Origin of the sequence: Chryseobacterium vaccae (assembly GCF_009602705.1) — a bacterium.
Classification (GTDB): Bacteria; Bacteroidota; Bacteroidia; order Flavobacteriales; family Weeksellaceae; genus Chryseobacterium; species Chryseobacterium vaccae.
The window spans coordinates 3,017,309-3,032,632 of sequence record NZ_VSWH01000001.1; the positions used below are offsets into that span (position 1 = coordinate 3,017,309).

General features: G+C 36.8%; 16 protein-coding genes. 6 read left to right on the forward strand and 10 right to left on the reverse strand.

Annotated features, from left to right (window positions below):
* Genes FW768_RS13680 through FW768_RS13690 form a run of 3 tightly spaced genes read left to right on the forward strand, consistent with a single transcriptional unit; the run spans position 1 to position 2,377 of the window.
* A complete protein-coding gene (locus tag FW768_RS13680) occupies positions 1 to 645 on the forward strand; it encodes a SanA/YdcF family protein (protein WP_153396268.1) in 645 nt (214 codons plus the stop codon).
* 31 nt (positions 646 to 676) lie between these two features.
* Positions 677 to 1,846 (forward strand): hypothetical protein, encoded by a 1,170-nt coding sequence (locus FW768_RS13685; protein WP_153396270.1) that lies wholly within the window; start codon positions 677 to 679, stop codon positions 1,844 to 1,846.
* Between the two features lie 6 nt (positions 1,847 to 1,852).
* On the forward strand, positions 1,853 to 2,377 hold the full coding sequence (locus FW768_RS13690; protein WP_153396272.1) for a hypothetical protein: 525 nt from the start codon (positions 1,853 to 1,855) through the stop codon (positions 2,375 to 2,377).
* Here the strand turns inward: FW768_RS13690 and FW768_RS13695 are convergent.
* Positions 2,374 to 3,735, reverse strand: coding sequence for a hypothetical protein (locus FW768_RS13695; protein ID WP_153396274.1), 1,362 nt, complete (start codon positions 3,733 to 3,735; stop codon positions 2,374 to 2,376). The two genes, FW768_RS13690 and FW768_RS13695, sit on opposite strands and share 4 nt — an antisense overlap.
* A gap of 139 nt (positions 3,736 to 3,874) precedes the next feature.
* Between FW768_RS13695 and trpS the strand changes: the two genes are divergently transcribed.
* On the forward strand, positions 3,875 to 4,843 hold the full coding sequence (trpS, locus tag FW768_RS13700; RefSeq protein ID WP_153396276.1) for a tryptophan--tRNA ligase: 969 nt from the start codon (positions 3,875 to 3,877) through the stop codon (positions 4,841 to 4,843).
* Between the two features lie 75 nt (positions 4,844 to 4,918).
* Here the strand turns inward: trpS and FW768_RS13705 are convergent, their stop codons facing one another.
* From FW768_RS13705 to FW768_RS13745, 9 genes are all read right to left on the reverse strand, one after another.
* Positions 4,919 to 6,202 carry a sensor histidine kinase gene (locus FW768_RS13705; protein ID WP_153396278.1) on the reverse strand — a complete coding sequence of 428 codons (1,284 nt, stop codon included), beginning with the start codon at positions 6,200 to 6,202 and terminating at the stop codon, positions 4,919 to 4,921.
* Positions 6,202 to 6,873: a response regulator transcription factor gene (locus tag FW768_RS13710; protein ID WP_153396280.1), complete on the reverse strand. Its 672-nt coding sequence runs from the start codon at positions 6,871 to 6,873 to the stop codon at positions 6,202 to 6,204. Before FW768_RS13710 ends, FW768_RS13705 begins: the two co-directional genes overlap by 1 nt.
* Before the next feature lie 104 nt (positions 6,874 to 6,977).
* Complete coding sequence (locus FW768_RS13715; protein WP_153396282.1) at positions 6,978 to 7,211, reverse strand: hypothetical protein; 234 nt, start codon at positions 7,209 to 7,211, stop codon at positions 6,978 to 6,980.
* A gap of 12 nt (positions 7,212 to 7,223) precedes the next feature.
* The gene (locus tag FW768_RS13720; protein WP_153396284.1) at positions 7,224 to 7,673 is read right to left on the reverse strand and encodes a PepSY-like domain-containing protein; all 450 of its coding nucleotides are present in this window, start codon (positions 7,671 to 7,673) and stop codon (positions 7,224 to 7,226) included.
* A gap of 422 nt (positions 7,674 to 8,095) precedes the next feature.
* A complete protein-coding gene (locus FW768_RS13725) occupies positions 8,096 to 8,791 on the reverse strand; it encodes a YjjG family noncanonical pyrimidine nucleotidase (protein WP_153396286.1) in 696 nt (231 codons plus the stop codon).
* A 203-nt stretch (positions 8,792 to 8,994) separates the two neighbouring features.
* Complete coding sequence (locus FW768_RS13730; RefSeq protein ID WP_153396288.1) at positions 8,995 to 9,585, reverse strand: RNA polymerase sigma factor; 591 nt, start codon at positions 9,583 to 9,585, stop codon at positions 8,995 to 8,997.
* A gap of 197 nt (positions 9,586 to 9,782) precedes the next feature.
* Positions 9,783 to 10,274 carry a hypothetical protein gene (locus FW768_RS13735; RefSeq protein WP_153396290.1) on the reverse strand — a complete coding sequence of 164 codons (492 nt, stop codon included), beginning with the start codon at positions 10,272 to 10,274 and terminating at the stop codon, positions 9,783 to 9,785.
* Between the two features lie 84 nt (positions 10,275 to 10,358).
* The gene (metK, locus tag FW768_RS13740) at positions 10,359 to 11,639 is read right to left on the reverse strand and encodes a methionine adenosyltransferase (RefSeq protein ID WP_153396292.1); all 1,281 of its coding nucleotides are present in this window, start codon (positions 11,637 to 11,639) and stop codon (positions 10,359 to 10,361) included.
* Between the two features lie 233 nt (positions 11,640 to 11,872).
* Positions 11,873 to 12,823: a LysR substrate-binding domain-containing protein gene (locus tag FW768_RS13745; protein ID WP_045501350.1), complete on the reverse strand. Its 951-nt coding sequence runs from the start codon at positions 12,821 to 12,823 to the stop codon at positions 11,873 to 11,875.
* Between the two features lie 132 nt (positions 12,824 to 12,955).
* Here FW768_RS13745 and FW768_RS13750 point away from each other — a divergent pair, with 132 nt between their 5' ends.
* Both FW768_RS13750 and FW768_RS13755 read left to right on the forward strand, forming a co-directional pair.
* Entirely contained in the window at positions 12,956 to 14,443 is a 1,488-nt protein-coding gene (locus tag FW768_RS13750; RefSeq protein WP_153396294.1) for a catalase, read from the forward strand.
* Positions 14,444 to 14,547: 104 nt separating this feature from the next.
* Positions 14,548 to 15,315: an enoyl-CoA hydratase/isomerase family protein gene (locus FW768_RS13755; RefSeq protein WP_153396296.1), complete on the forward strand. Its 768-nt coding sequence runs from the start codon at positions 14,548 to 14,550 to the stop codon at positions 15,313 to 15,315.
* Positions 15,316 to 15,324 lie beyond the last annotated feature (9 nt).

Consider the following 15,324-nt stretch of genomic DNA (forward strand, 5'->3'; position numbering starts at 1 on the left):
ATGAAAAAAATAATCAAAAATATTTTTAAAACTTTCCTGCTTCTTCTTGTTGCAGGAATTATTTTTATAGCCTGGGCTAACTACAGCATCAGGCAGGAAAGCAGCAAATTTGTATCCTATAGCATTGCAGATGTTCCCCCAACCAAAACCGCTCTCCTTCTGGGTACCGGGAAAAACCTCAGCAACGGAATGCCGAACGCTTATTTCTATAACCGTATTCAGGCAGCCGCAGATCTATATAAAAGCGGAAAAATCCAGTACATTATCGTAAGCGGGGACAACAGTACCAAAGACTATAATGAGCCGGAGGATATGCAGCTTGCTTTAGTACAGAATGGAGTTCCTCAGAACAGAATATATCTGGACCACGCAGGATTTCGTACATTAGATTCTGTAATCAGGGCTAAAGAAATCTTCGGACAGACCAAATTGGTTATCGTTTCGCAGAAGTTCCATAATGAAAGAGCTGTTTTTCTGGCCAGAAAAAACGGAATGGAGGCTTTCGGATATAATGCCCCCGATGTGAATAAATATGCAGGTTTAAAGACCAATCTGCGGGAATATTTAGCCAAAGCCAAAGTATATTGGGATCTTATTTTCAATGTTGAACCAAAATTTGGTGGAGATAGGATTGAAATAAAATGATTTTAGTACTTTTAAGATCTATAACCATGCTATGAAAAAATCTTATTTTGGACTTTTTATAACTTCTTTCCTGTTTCTCCTTTCCTGCGGTGGGAAAGATAAAGACACGGGATATACCGATATGCTTATGGGAATCTCTCAATCTTCCATTGATTCTATACGGAAGGCAGAAGATAAAAAACCGGTATATCTGAAGAAACTTACCTTTGATGTAGATTCCGCGTCATCGGTAGACTTAATGCTTCCGCTAGGCAATTATCTTAAGGAATATTCTTTTTCAAGCCCCAACATCCATCTTTCTGATCCGGAACACCCTACACAGGTGGAGGATGAATCATTGCTGCCTTTAGGAATCAGTATTAAGAATAATTTTTCTGATGATGATTCCGGGGAAGTTCTTATGATCGGGAACTCAGATAACCCCAATATTTATCCTGTTTCAGATATTAAAAAATTCAATCCGGCAGAAAAAATCCTGCTGGAAGATAAAAACACCCTGATTTTTATCGATTCTTTCGGTGATAAAAAGCTGTACTACAGACAATATGATCCTTCAGCAAAAAGATATTACCTTTACACTGCAGAAACACCAAAGTATAATGACGAAAAGCTTCAATACGCTTCATTGTTTTCAGCTTATAAGAAAGCGAGAAACCTGCTTGCCTTTGATAAAGAGACCTCTCCTGAAAATCTGACCTGGGAAAGGATAAAACCCGGACTTTCGGAAATTGAACTGAAAAGTTACGACCGTTATTACACTTCGCTTCAGAAAGAATTAAAATATTTCATGAAAGACAATGATAGTACTGATATCAAGAAGACTAATTTCGACCTATATCTCTATCGTGATAATAACCACAGCCAGAAAGGGATAGACCAGACAAAACTGCTTGCGGATTCCAATTTTTCAGGAACTTTTGAGGAGATCCCGTTTGAAAACCGCTTTACAGACGGCTATTTTCAGGGGAAATACAGATATGATGATAAGCTTAAATTTGTTAAAAGGATCAGCAGCAACAGTATTCTTGTAAGTGCAGAAGATACTGACAGCTATTCATACAGCAACCCTCCGGGGTATTTTATCATCAGTTCGATAAAGACTGGTAAAGGACAGTTTTACCTGATCAGCATGACCAATAAGGACGGCAATGATATTGTTGCTCTTATGAATGATTACTTCAGTAAACATTTAAAAATCTAATTCACCATGAAGCCAATATCTGCCCTGTTATTATGTTCTCTGATCCTATTCTCCTGCAATCCTGTTGGAGAGAAAATATCCGATGAAACCCCTGTAGATCCTCAGCTCGTCAGTACAGAAGACCATCTTGATCTGAAAAAAGGCGATGTTCTTGTGGTCTGGGGAAAGCTGGATGCCTCTTTTATTACCAATGGTATTACTCCTTCATTCAACCTGATTTACAATCTCAGCCTCGATGGAAATACGGTAAGTAATGCTACTCTGCCGATGTTTTCAGGTTCAGCAAAGAGAATCAATTCCGATTACTCGGTACAGGAAGACGAAGAAGAAGACAAACAGGAATCCACCACAGACAGTACTGAAATCAGAGAAGGAAAATTAGTGAAAGCATCCTGGCAGTTTGAACAGGAAATCACCCGTATCCCTATTGAAAAAGACGGTAAATATACCTTCGATTATAAGATAAAATCCAAAGGCAGTGACGGAGAAAGCATGTTCAATAAAGCCGCGATTATTTTAAGGAAGAATTAAGCTTTTATTTTTTTATCATTCAGTGTCTGGTAGGCAATATAATATATTCCGTAAAAGACAATAACCGTCAGAATCAGGGCAATGGAAGCTGTGTTTTTCAGGAAATCCATGACGTAATCTTTAAAGATAAATTCCTGTGCGTAAATTCCGCTGTAGAAAGGATATACTTTTATAGCGGTTACAATCAGTCCTAAAACCAAAGGGAAAATCCAGGTGAATCTTTTGATGTAGGCTACAGTAACAAAAGCAGCAATATAGATAACGCACGACAGAATATCGTCCGTCTTTCCGGCCATAATTCCTTTTCTGAACTGAAAAAGCAGAAGCAATGTTATAACAGCAAGGTGTATTTTCTTTGCTTTGTTGGTATTGGCAGGAGCCAGGAATTTAATTTTATCATCAAACCGGATCATTAAAAGTGAAATAATATTAACGACAGGAATCCAGACCGAAGCGCCGGCAGCACCGTAATATTTATTTTTCAGAATACTTCTTTCTTTTAAAAACTGTCCTGTAAACCTGGAGCTGATCACAAAGAATATAATCAGAACTATCGTACTGATCCATCCGAACATATTCATATTTTTTCCAAAGAAATCCAATTCAAGCTTGAATGCACTTTCAAGAAGGGCAAAAAAGACAAATATCACACTGGTGATCATAATGAAAGAAGTTGTCCAGAAATATCGCCCGGCGTATTCCAAAGCATTTTTTGAAAACGTATAAATATTTTCACCTTTCATGATACATCCCGTCAAAAATAAAAACGCTCCTAAATAAGCTGTACTTTTGATGCTGCTAAGGAAATAGTAAATCAATGTGACGATAAATTCCGTTGATTTTGAATCATAAGAAGCAGAACCAATCAGATTTTCTATAAATCCTAAATCTGAATGATATAAAGAAAATAAAGCTAAATTCAACAGAAAAAGTTTTCCAATGATATTTTTACCTTCTGGTTTTTCTTCAGCCTGATACCTTTTGGCAATAACCCATACCGCGATAAGCTGCAGAATAAGGTAGGTCCATTTTCTCAGGGTAACAGAATTGATACGTTCTTCAAACGAAACATAATAATCCACTATATCACGAATGTCTTTCATAAAGAAACAGAACATCAACAGAAACGGAAGGATAATGAGAACAGACTTCCATCGTTTATTCACGATAAAATACCACAGAAAAAATAATGCATTGAGCGCATATGACAGATTATCCAGTATTTTAGAGAAAGTATTGGGCTGCTCAGGATCAAAATATCGGGTCACAAAATCTGTAACCAGGCAGATTAGAAATAAAACCCAAAGGCTTTTAACGGCTTTGAAAAGCTTCAACGACAAAAAATGGTTATTTTCCATGTTACAATGGTGTTTTTACAAATATAATCTAAAAATTGGTTACAGAGGTTTCTAAAACATCCGTCTTAAAAAGAATTTGCCAGCCACTGCAATCTTTAGTATTTTTGTTTTTTATTTTTTAATCAAATAATTTAAACAAATGTCAAGAATTCTTACCGGCATTCAAGCCACCGGAACTCCCCATCTTGGAAATCTTCTTGGGGCCATCATTCCTGCAATTGAACTTTCCAAACAGGAAGGAAATGAATCATTTTTATTTATTGCGAATCTTCATACACTTACCCAGATTAAAGATGCGCAGACGTTAAGACAAAATACCTACGAGATAGCTGCGGCTTGGCTTGCTTGTGGACTAGATACCGAAAAAACATTTTTCTACAGACAGAGTGATATCCCTGAAACCTGTGAACTATCTTGGCATTTATCATGTTTTTTTCCTTATCAAAGATTAACATTAGCTCATTCATTCAAAGATAAAGCAGACCGTCTTCAGGATGTAAATGCAGGGTTGTTTACATATCCAATCCTTATGGCTGCTGATATTTTATTATATGATGCGGAGATCGTTCCTGTAGGAAAAGACCAGCTTCAGCATCTGGAGTTTGCAAGAGACGTAGCTTCAAGGTTTAACAATCAGATGGGAGAAATTCTTGTTCTTCCTCAGTCTGAACTTCAGGAAGACACAAAATATGTTCCCGGAACAGACGGCCAGAAAATGTCAAAATCCAGAGGAAACATTATCAATATTTTCCTTCCTGAAAAAGAACTGAAAAAACAGGTCATGAGCATTGAAACGGATTCCAAGGCTCTGGAAGAGCCTAAAGATCCTGAAACCGACAAAGTTTTTGCCATCTATCAGCTGATTGCTACTCCTGAACAAACCGAAGAGCTGAGAGCAAAATATCTTGCCGGAAACTTTGGATACGGACATGCTAAAAAAGAATTGCTGGATCTTATCCTGGTTCGTTTTGCCAAAGAAAGAGAAACGTTCGCTTATTATATGAACAATCTTGATGAGCTGGAAACAAAACTGCAGCAGGGTGCTGAGAAAACCAGACCTGTTGCTCTGGAAACCCTTAAAAGAGTAAGAACAAGTTTAGGATTTTAATTCTGAATTTTAAAAATATAAGAAACAGGCTGCATCAGTTTTGATACAGCCTGTTTTTTTATTGTATGGCTCTTTTCAGGTTTTATTTTTTGTAAGAATGAAGCTGTGCATTCCTTCTTCAAACTTATAAATCATCTCCCAGCCCGGATATTGTTTGATGATAGTCTTAATGATCGACAATCCCAGCCCGGTAGAGCTATGATCTGATCCCTGCTTATAAAAACGGGTAAATATCCTTGAAGAATCCAAAGGTTCAGAGACCCCGGTATTCCGGAAGATTATCCTGTTATCTTCAATGACAATATCTACAGCTCCTTCCTGATAAGTATATTTCACAGCATTTTTAAGCAGGTTGGAAAGCAGAATATCCGCAAGATCAGGATTGAAATCCGCAATAAAATATCCTTTTTCCTCTGTGCTCACTTTAATTTTTTTAAACTCGATAAAGTCTTCGTAATTTTTTATCAGCTCAGAAATCTTTTCATTAAAATCCAGTTTTGAAGTTTGATTAAACTGACTGTTTTCAATTTTAGAAAGCATCAGAAGAGACTTGTTCAGCCCTGTCAACCTCCGTAGATCGCCTTTTACTTCGGTAAGAAGATGAAGACTGTTTTTGTCAAGATTTTCATTCTGAACCGCCAGATCAATCTTATTGATCACAATGGCCAAAGGGGTCTGAAGTTCATGCGATGCATTTTCAATAAACTGCTTCTGCTGATGAAAAACCAGTTCATTCCGCTCTATCATCTCATTGATTTCTACATTCAGCTCCTCAAACTCCGTAATTGAATAATCCTGAGATTCCTGAACAGAAGAGATCCCGAACTGATACTTTTTAAGCTTATCCAGGATTGCATAAAAAGGCCGCATTGCTTTATTCAAAAGATATCCATTGACCACCACAATACTGATGACAAGCAAAATATACAGTACAATTAAAGCTGTTGTGAGATCATACACCAATTCATCCTGTTCCACAGTGGATGTTCGTATTTCCAGGCGTTGACGTTTTCCGAACTGATCGATAAAATCCGTTTCAAGAACCCTGTAAGGCTGATCCTTATCATCATACTCCATATAAAACATTTTATTATACAGCCTGTTCTTCTCTTTATATTCCGATTCTGAAATAGGTTTGATTTTGAATTCATTAAATCCGAAATCTTTGCTATCCAATAGTTTAGGATCATGATAAACAGCCTTAATAATCTGTATTTTGCGGTCTTTCAGTCCATCATCCACATTATCATAGACCTCATCCAGAATATAGGCATAGAAAAGTCCTGCCCATACTGCAATAATCAGCAGAAGGATGACGATCAGATATTTTATCGTGTAATATTTTAATGAAACTTTCATCAGACAAATTTATATCCTATTCCGTAAACAGCCTGAAAATCGGCTTCTGCATGAAGTGCTTTTAATTTTTTGCGGAGATTTTTAATCTGGGAATAAATAAAATCCAGACTGTCAGCCTGATCAATATAATCTCCCCATATCGCTTCTGCCAAGGTAGTTTTCTGAAGCGTTTTTTCCGGCTGAATCACAAAATAGTATAACAGATCATATTCTTTCCTGTTCAGAACCAACTCTTCACTGCCTACTTTCACAATCCTGTTTTCCGGATCAACAGAAATATTCTTGTATATGATTGTATTTTCCCCGTCCTGATTCTTTCTGCGGATTACAGAACGGATTCTCGCCATCAATTCTGCAAGATGGAATGGTTTCGCCAGATAATCATCTGCCCCTATTTCCAGCCCGGCCACTTTATCATCTACAGAGTCTTTAGCCGATAAAATGATCACAGGATCTTTTTTATGCATTTTTTTGATCTCCCTCAACAGTTCAATACCGTTTCCGTCCGGGAGCATAATATCCAGAAGGATACAGTCATATTCATAAGAAATGATCTTTTCAAGCCCCGAGCTGTAGTCTTCAGCATATTCCACAATAAACTGTTCAGCTTCCAGAAAACTCTGTACAGTTTCCCGCAGTTGTGGTTCGTCCTCTATGATTAAAATCTTCATACCAATTGTAGTTTATCTGCAGTCAGCAGGAATGGTTCCGTTAAACACTATCAAATATATAAAATTATAACCTCCCGATCTGGAGGCTATAATTGATCTTTTATTTAAAAATTGGTTTTTATATGTCGTCCGTCTGCATCAAAAGTGAGGCAAAGGCCATTCATCAGACTTATTTTGTAAGCATTGAATTTTTTCTCAATAGAATCTACAATGCTGCATGGATAGTGTTTTGTTAAAAAAGACACTATTATTTTTCTTACTCTTCCGGATGAAGTATTTCCTCCGTTTCCGTTGATTATATTCCAGTTTACCATAATATCAGGATTTAAAGTGTTCATCAATACGTTGTATTAGTCATCAATTTTTTTGAAGTTTCCTTTGCTGTCGAATTCCAGATCCAGACCGTTGGAAAGTTCTGCTTTGTAAGACCATCTTTCCTTCTCAATTTTCACGATATACGTATTCGGAAAGTTCTTGGAAGCATAATTTCTGATGGAAGCGGGGATAAATCCATATGGTAGTTTCTGATGTTTTCCGTCTACTTCTTTCCAGTTTCCGCTGCTGTCAAATTCTACTTTCGTTCCATTAGCCAGATATACTTTATATTCATCAACACCATAGATCGCTCTGTCTTCAATGACTGAACCTACAGCAATTCCTTTAAAGTTAGCAGCAAGAAAGTTCTTTGCGGTTTTGGGAAGCTGATTGGCATTGATGGCTCTGTCCTGTGCGAATATAAAACCACTTGCCATCATAAAGATTAACATAAATGCTCCGGTAATTTTTCTAAAATTTTTCATAATGCTATATTTTTCTGTTGTTATTCTGGAGCAAAGTTCAGAATCAATTTGGGAAAGAATTAGGAAAGGAAGAAAATGAATGAAAAAAATAAGAATGTAGATATTGGTTATGATCAATACATTTTCTCAACGCAAAGTCGGTGATTGACACCGTTGATTTCAGAAAGTAAAAAAGGACATCAACTCTGTCGAATCGATGAAGCAGATATATTAACCAATTAAAAAATCTGCTGATTTATGAGGGAAATTTTCGCCCGCAGATCGAGCAGATAACGCAGATATTTTACTTTCTGCGTATTATTATTTTGCTGTAAAACATTATAAGTTTTTGAAACCTATACCTTTTATTTTTAGCGTAAACATCTTCTGATTTGAGAGATAAAATATTCCCAAATCAGAAGATGCTTTTATGTTAAGAGTTATTACAGATATTCTTTAATCTGTTGAAGGTGGGTAATAGCTTTCAGCCCATCCCTCTGTTTATCTTCCTTATAAACATTGAAAAAGATGGCATCCATTCCGAAATCTGTTGCTCCCATAGCATCTGCAATCCAGTCATCACCAATCAGAATACTTTCTTCTTTTTTCGCTTCAGAAAGTGCCAAGGAGTATTCGAAAATTTTAGGATCAGGCTTTCTTATCCCTATGGCATCTGCACTGGTAATGGTTTTGAAATAAGGGGCAATTCCGGATAGCGTACATTTTCTTTCCGTTACTTCCTGAAAACCATTGGAAATAATGTGAAGGGTATAATTTTTCGCCTTTAAATATTCCAGAACATCTTCTGCTCCTTCTACCAATTCATTATAACCCACGATATTATCGAGGAAATTTTCTTCAAAATAAAGGGAAAGTTCTTTATTATCTACTCCAAAATGCTGAAAAGTATCATAAAAACGATGTTCTCTCAGGTATTCTTTACCAATAATTCCGTCTCTGATCTTTTCCCAGAGATCTTCGTTGATGTCATGGTAGACGGAATGAAACTCTTCAAAGTCAATATTATATCTCGAAGTGATATCCTGAGCTTCAAAAAGATCCTTAATAGTCAGATAGGCATTTCTGCGGTGATCCCAAAGCGTATTGTCGAGATCAAAAAAAACGTGCTGCATTTTCATACAGCACAAAGTTAATCATTTTAATTTTTCAAAATAGGATAACTTTTGCCCTTGCTTTTCACAATTTCAATGCTTTTGGAAAAGTTGAGCAAAAAATCAATTGTTTGTTTCTTAGGTTTCAAAGTTTTCACTTTTAAGGAATCATTTTTTTTCATAGGCGAAGAATGTTTTCCTTTAAACGTGAAATTTTTAAAAATATTATCCTATCGTGTCAATACAATATTATTTTCATCCATGATTTTTCTCAGGTTAATCAGTGCATACCGCACTCTGCCCAAGGTGGTATTAATACTCATATTGGTATGATCAGCGATTTCTTTGAAGCTTAACCCGTCAAAAAATCTTAATTTGATCACTTCCTGCTGATTTTGTGGTAAAAACTGAAGCATTCTCAGTAAATCCTCCTGAATCTGAAGAGTAACCAATTGATCTTCAATATTTTCCGAAGGTTCTCTGATCAGATCAAAAATAGAATACTCATCGGTTTCAAAAGTTGTTTCTGAAACTTTGACGTTTTTTGCTTTCACTCTGAAATGATCAATAATAAGGTTGTGTGCGATCCGCTTTGCCCAAAGAATGAATTTTCCTTCTTCGTTGTAACGTCCTTCTTTCAACATCACGATAATCTTCATGAATGTGTCCTGAAAAACATCATTGGCCAGATCTTCATCATTAATTTTGTAAAAAATGAATGTAAACAGTTCTCTCTGATGACGATGGATAAGGGTTGATAAGGCCTCCTCGTCTCCTTTCTGGTAAAGGGAAATTAGTAAGCTGTCCGTTTTTGATTTCATAACTCTTCTCAATAATAAAATATTTGCAGACCAGCAATTCTCCAGATATTTCATCTGGCTCTAGCCGTAAATACAAAACAGTTTTTTAGAGTAAAGTAAAATCAATAGGCGGTACAATTATTATATGGTGTAAATATAATAATTTTTTAATAACTGTTAACCTATTATTAATTTTTTCCAAAAAAATTTAAAAAAAATCACTTAAACATATCGTGAATAAAGACAGTAGGGACATTTAATGTAAAATTAATATTTAGTCCTTTCATCTCTTTTCCGTTTAATCTGGTATCTCCAATCGGAAAAGCATACCCTCCGGTAAGATCCAGCATCCCAAAAAGTGTAACGCCCACTTTGGGAGCAACATATTTATTCGTTCCTTCTGCACCTACCAGAAAATAATAAGAATGATAAAAATCTACGTTTTTTTCGAAATTAAGAAGAACATCTGCCTGAAGTTTCGGCATGATAGCAAATTTTGAATTTGTAGAACCCATCATAGCTGATGCTCCAAGCCTGTAAATCACATCATCATTCTTCAGGAAAAGCAGTTTCCCGCCCACGTCTCCAAAACTCTGGTTCTGGTATGTATATCCTACACTGACCATCTTATGCATCGTGTACTGTGCTTTGGCCGCTATGCTCAGGAAAAATATTGAAAGTAGGGTAACCGCCGTTCTAAAACTCATCATCTTTAATTTATTTATAATGTAAAATTAAAAAAAACTGCCTTACCCGAAGATAAAGCAGTCTATTTATTCTATATGAAGAAAAAATTAAATTCCGAAAGCGGCTTTAATCTCATCTACTTTATCTAATTTTTCCCATGTAAAGAATTCAAGATCTTTCAGGGTAATCTCATTTTTCTGGCCTTTGTTGAACGTTTTGTCAGCTACATAATGTTCTTTCCCCATATGCCCGTAAGAAGCTGTTTCCTGATAGATTGGGTTTCTTAATTTCAGATGCTGCTCAATAGCATAAGGTCTTAAATCAAAAATAGAAGATACTTTTTTAGCAATATCACCATCGTGAAGATCTACTTTTGCGGTTCCATATGTATTGATATATAAACCACAAGGCTCAGCTACCCCAATTGCATAAGAAACCTGTACCAAAACTTCATCAGCGATCCCTGCTGCCACAAGGTTTTTTGCAATGTGTCTGGTAGCGTATGCTGCACTTCTGTCCACTTTTGAAGGATCTTTTCCAGAGAAAGCACCACCACCGTGAGCTCCTTTTCCTCCGTAAGTATCAACGATGATTTTTCTTCCTGTAAGACCTGTATCTCCGTGAGGACCTCCGATTACAAACTTACCCGTTGGGTTGATATGATATTTGATCTCGTCATTAAATAAAGCTTTGATATCATCAGACTGTTGTGCCACCACTCTTGGAATAAGAATATTCTTGATATCTTCACGAATTTTGTTCAGCATTTCCTCTTCTGTTCCGAAATCATCATGCTGGGTAGATACTACGATAGAGTCAATTCTTACCGGCTTGTGGTCATCAGAATACTCAATTGTTACCTGGCTTTTTGCATCTGGTCTAAGGTAAGCAATTTCTTTACCCTCTCTTCTTACTGCAGAAAGTTCTTTAAGGATAGTATGAGCAAGATCCAATGCAAGCGGCATATAATTAGCCGTTTCATTGGTTGCATATCCGAACATCATCCCCTGGTCTCCAGCTCCCTGTGCGTTAGCTTTTGCGTCGAAAGACTCATCGTTTACTGCTCTGTCAACTCCTTGGTTGATATCCGGAGACTGTTCGTGAATGGCAGAAATAACCCCGCACGAATCTCCATTAAACATATATTCTCCTTTGGTATACCCTATTCCGTTGATCACATCTCTTGCGATGGTCTGTACATCAAGATAGGCATCAGATTTTACTTCTCCGGCCAAAACAACCTGCCCCGTAGTTACCAATGTTTCACAGGCTACTTTAGAGTCTTTGTCATAAGCCAGAAAATGATCGATTAAAGCATCGGAGATCTGATCGGCGATTTTATCCGGATGTCCTTCTGAAACTGATTCAGACGTAAATAAATAAGACATATTATTCTTTGTTTTTTTAGATTAAAAAATAGAGGAAGAAAATTAAGAATAAATTGCCCGGAAAAAGAAATACTGTTTTAGCATTTTTTTATAGAGGTTGCAATCAGGTCAAATTTTTCCTCGTTCATAAACGTCTGCAAATTTAAGTACTATTTTTTTAATACTCAAAAATTTTGTTTACTAATTATATTTTTATTGAAATTACTGACTTATATCATTTTAAGTCTCCCCGATTACTGTGGCTTGATGCTCACAAATTCCTTGGGACTTTCATGATAATTCAACTTTAACTCCAATGAATTTTTAATGGAATGCGATAATTCATCAATGATTTTCTGCTTGAAAGTAGGCTTATAATAAATAATGCTGATCTCTCTGTACGGGAAAGGTTTTTTGAATCTGAAAACATTTTTCTTCTGTTCTTCAGAGAGCTGGCTCAATGCCAATTCAGGCAGTATGCTGATTCCTCCCACCTTATCTACCATATGAACAAGAGTCTGGATGTTGGAAGCCAGGAAATCTAAGTTCTTAGGCTTTAATGTATTTTCTTTCAGATGGCAGATATTTTCAAACTGATTTCTAAGGCAGTTTCCTTCTTCAAGAAGCCATACTTTTTCCACATTCAGTTCTTCCGGAATAATATATGAATTTTTCTTGTTGGCTTCCGTATTAGAGCTGTAGATCATCAGTTCTTCATTGAACAGGAAGTCCTGGTAAAACTCATCAGCCGTATCATAAGGAGTAGAGATAATTCCCGCATCCAGTTCACCGGCTTTAAGAGCTTTGATAATATTATCTGTAGTCATTTCCTTTACATTCATCTGGATCTTTGGATTCGCCTCAAGAAATTTAAAAATCTCAGTTGGCAGAATGAAAGAAGAAACGGTAGGAATGATCCCTAAATTGATGGTTCCACCCAGAATATTATTTAAAAGATTAGCCTTATTTTTTAGTTCATTGACAGATTCTATTATTACCTTTGCCTGATCAATGATCTGAAGCCCTACATCAGTAGTACGGATCGGGTGAGTGGTTCTGTCGAAAACTTTTACATCCAGTTCATCTTCAAATTTTTGTATCATTGCACTTAGTGTTGGCTGCGTAATAAAGCAGGCTTGAGCTGCTTTACCAAAATGTTTATACTTATCTACCGCGATAAGATACTCCAATTGCTGAATGTTCATCTGATTAATATTATCTATTACAAAGATATGATGTTTTTGCAATCAGCAATCAAAAATTCAAGTAAATTTGATATTTAATACGTCTGTATATGACAGCATACAAGGGAAAACAATCATACAAATCATAACTATATGGATTCTAAAAAATTAACGCTAAGCAATGGCGCTCCTTATTTCGAACATCAGGACTCCCAGACGGTAGGTCCAAGAGGACCTGTACTTCTTCAGGATTTCATCCTTCAGGAAAATCTTGCACATTTCGTTAGGGAAAGAATCCCTGAAAGAATTGTACACGCCAAAGGAAGCGGAGCCTACGGAACATTCACCGTAACACACGATATAAGCCAGTATACCCGAGCTAAATTATTTTCAAAAGTAGGAAATTCATGCAGAATGTTTGCCCGCTTTTCGACAGTTGGAGGTGAAAAAGGAAGCGCAGATACGGCAAGAGATCCCAGAGGATTTGCCCTAAAATTTTACACTGAAGACGGGAACTGGGATCTTGTAGGAAACAATACGCCGGTATTTTTCATCAAGGATGCTAAAAAATTTCCGGATTTTATCCATACTCAGAAAAGAGTTCCTAAAACCAATCTGAAAAGCGCCACGATGATGTGGGATTTCTGGAGCCTTAACCCAGAATCTCTGCACCAGGTTCTTATTTTAATGTCAGACAGAGGAACACCTCATGGCTACAGACATATGCATGGATTTGGATCGCATACTTTTTCGATGATTAACAGTCAAAACGAAAGAACATGGGTGAAATTCCATTTTAAAACCAAGCAGGGCATCAAAAACTTTACGGATGCTGAAGCGGTAAAAATGGCAGGAGAAAATCCGGATTTTGCCCAGGAAGATCTTTGCAATGCTATTGAAAACGGAGATTTTCCTAAATGGACTTTATACATTCAGGTAATGACGGAAGAACAGGCTAAAGATTTCAGATGGAATCCTTTCGACGTTACCAAAGTATGGTCACATGATGATTTCCCGTTGATTGAAGTAGGAGAAATGGAGCTGAATGAAGTTCCTGTCAATTATTTTGCCCATGTAGAACAGTCTACCTTTTCTCCAAGCAGCCTGATTGATGGAATCAGTTTTTCACCGGATAAAATGCTTCAGGGAAGATTATTCTCTTATCCTGACGCCCACAGATACAGAGTTGGAGTAAACGCTCATCAACTGGAAGTAAACCGCTGTCCTTTTGCTGTAAACAATTACCAAAGAGATGGGTTTATGGCAGATTCAAGCTACTATCAGGATAAACCGAATTATCACCCAAATAGTTTTGATGACATTAAACCGGATCCGGCTTACAAAAACTATGAATATGAATTGGATAGCGCCCATGTAGCCTACTACAATCGAAATGAAAATGATGATGATCATTATACCCAGCCCGGACTTCTGTATACTAAAGCCATGAATGCTGAAGACAGGGAACATCTGATCAGCAATATCGTAGGAAGCATGAAGGCTATAGACGGCCCTAAGAGAGATGAAATCATCAACCGCCAGTTATGTCACTTTTTCAGGACAAATATTGAACTTGGCATGAAAGTGGCATCACAGTTAAACATTAATATTGATGCAAATATGATGAATCACTCAAAGTGAGTATTTTGAAAGATAAATCAATTAAAAGGAAAAAAAACTAACATTTTTTCCTTTTTTTTGTAAAAAATTCATAATTTGCAGAAAATAATATTTCAAAGTGGAAAATGAGTTACGATAATATATTATTAAAAAAAGAGGACAAACTAGCTGTCATTACCATCAACAGACCTGAAAGTTTAAATGCTTTAAACGCAAAAACGATTCAGGAAATCAGTTCAGCAATGGACGAACTTAACGCAGATAATTCCTGTAGAGTAATTATTCTGACAGGAAGCGGAGAGAAATCATTTGTTGCCGGAGCTGACATTAAGGAATTCAGTGATTTTGGACAGGAAAAAGCCGAAGAACTGGCCAGAAATGGGCAAACTATCCTGTTTAACAAGATTGAAAATATGTCTAAGCCTGTAATTGCAGCTGTCAACGGCTTTGCATTAGGGGGAGGTTTAGAGCTTGCTATGGCGTGCCATATCAGATATGCATCGGAAAATGCCAGACTAGGGCTTCCAGAAGTAACTTTAGGATTGATTCCGGGTTACGGAGGGACTCAAAGGCTCCCGAAGCTTGTAGGAAAAGGTATTGCCAACGAAATGATCTTTTCAGCCAAAATGATCCCTGCTCAGAAAGCAAAAGAGATCGGACTGGTGAATGAAGTATACCCTATTGAAGAATTATTAACCAAAACAAAAGAATTAGCAGGAATCATTGCCAACAACTCACCAATGGCAATATCCAAGGCCATCCAGGCCGTAAACTTATCTGACACGGATAAAGGTTTTGAAACAGAGATTCAGTCTTTCGGAGAACTTTTTGATATGGCAGATAAGAAAGAAGGAGTTACCGCTTTCCTTGAGAAAAGAAAGCCTAACTTCTAAAGATTTTTA

Excerpts from the sequence above, each read along its gene's own strand:
- FW768_RS13680 (WP_153396268.1), top strand. The coding sequence starts at position 1 with ATGAAAAAAATAATCAAAAATATTTTTAAAACTTTCCTGCTTCTTCTT.
- FW768_RS13685 (WP_153396270.1), top strand. The coding sequence starts at position 677 with ATGAAAAAATCTTATTTTGGACTTTTTATAACTTCTTTCCTGTTTCTC.
- FW768_RS13690 (WP_153396272.1), top strand. The coding sequence starts at position 1,853 with ATGAAGCCAATATCTGCCCTGTTATTATGTTCTCTGATCCTATTCTCC.
- FW768_RS13695 (WP_153396274.1), bottom strand. The coding sequence starts at position 3,735 with ATGGAAAATAACCATTTTTTGTCGTTGAAGCTTTTCAAAGCCGTTAAA.
- trpS (WP_153396276.1), top strand. The coding sequence starts at position 3,875 with ATGTCAAGAATTCTTACCGGCATTCAAGCCACCGGAACTCCCCATCTT.
- FW768_RS13705 (WP_153396278.1), bottom strand. The coding sequence starts at position 6,202 with ATGAAAGTTTCATTAAAATATTACACGATAAAATATCTGATCGTCATC.
- FW768_RS13710 (WP_153396280.1), bottom strand. The coding sequence starts at position 6,873 with ATGAAGATTTTAATCATAGAGGACGAACCACAACTGCGGGAAACTGTA.
- FW768_RS13715 (WP_153396282.1), bottom strand. The coding sequence starts at position 7,211 with ATGAACACTTTAAATCCTGATATTATGGTAAACTGGAATATAATCAAC.
- FW768_RS13720 (WP_153396284.1), bottom strand. The coding sequence starts at position 7,673 with ATGAAAAATTTTAGAAAAATTACCGGAGCATTTATGTTAATCTTTATG.
- FW768_RS13725 (WP_153396286.1), bottom strand. The coding sequence starts at position 8,791 with ATGAAAATGCAGCACGTTTTTTTTGATCTCGACAATACGCTTTGGGAT.
- FW768_RS13730 (WP_153396288.1), bottom strand. The coding sequence starts at position 9,585 with ATGAAATCAAAAACGGACAGCTTACTAATTTCCCTTTACCAGAAAGGA.
- FW768_RS13735 (WP_153396290.1), bottom strand. The coding sequence starts at position 10,274 with ATGATGAGTTTTAGAACGGCGGTTACCCTACTTTCAATATTTTTCCTG.
- metK (WP_153396292.1), bottom strand. The coding sequence starts at position 11,639 with ATGTCTTATTTATTTACGTCTGAATCAGTTTCAGAAGGACATCCGGAT.
- FW768_RS13745 (WP_045501350.1), bottom strand. The coding sequence starts at position 12,823 with ATGAACATTCAGCAATTGGAGTATCTTATCGCGGTAGATAAGTATAAA.
- FW768_RS13750 (WP_153396294.1), top strand. The coding sequence starts at position 12,956 with ATGGATTCTAAAAAATTAACGCTAAGCAATGGCGCTCCTTATTTCGAA.
- FW768_RS13755 (WP_153396296.1), top strand. The coding sequence starts at position 14,548 with ATGAGTTACGATAATATATTATTAAAAAAAGAGGACAAACTAGCTGTC.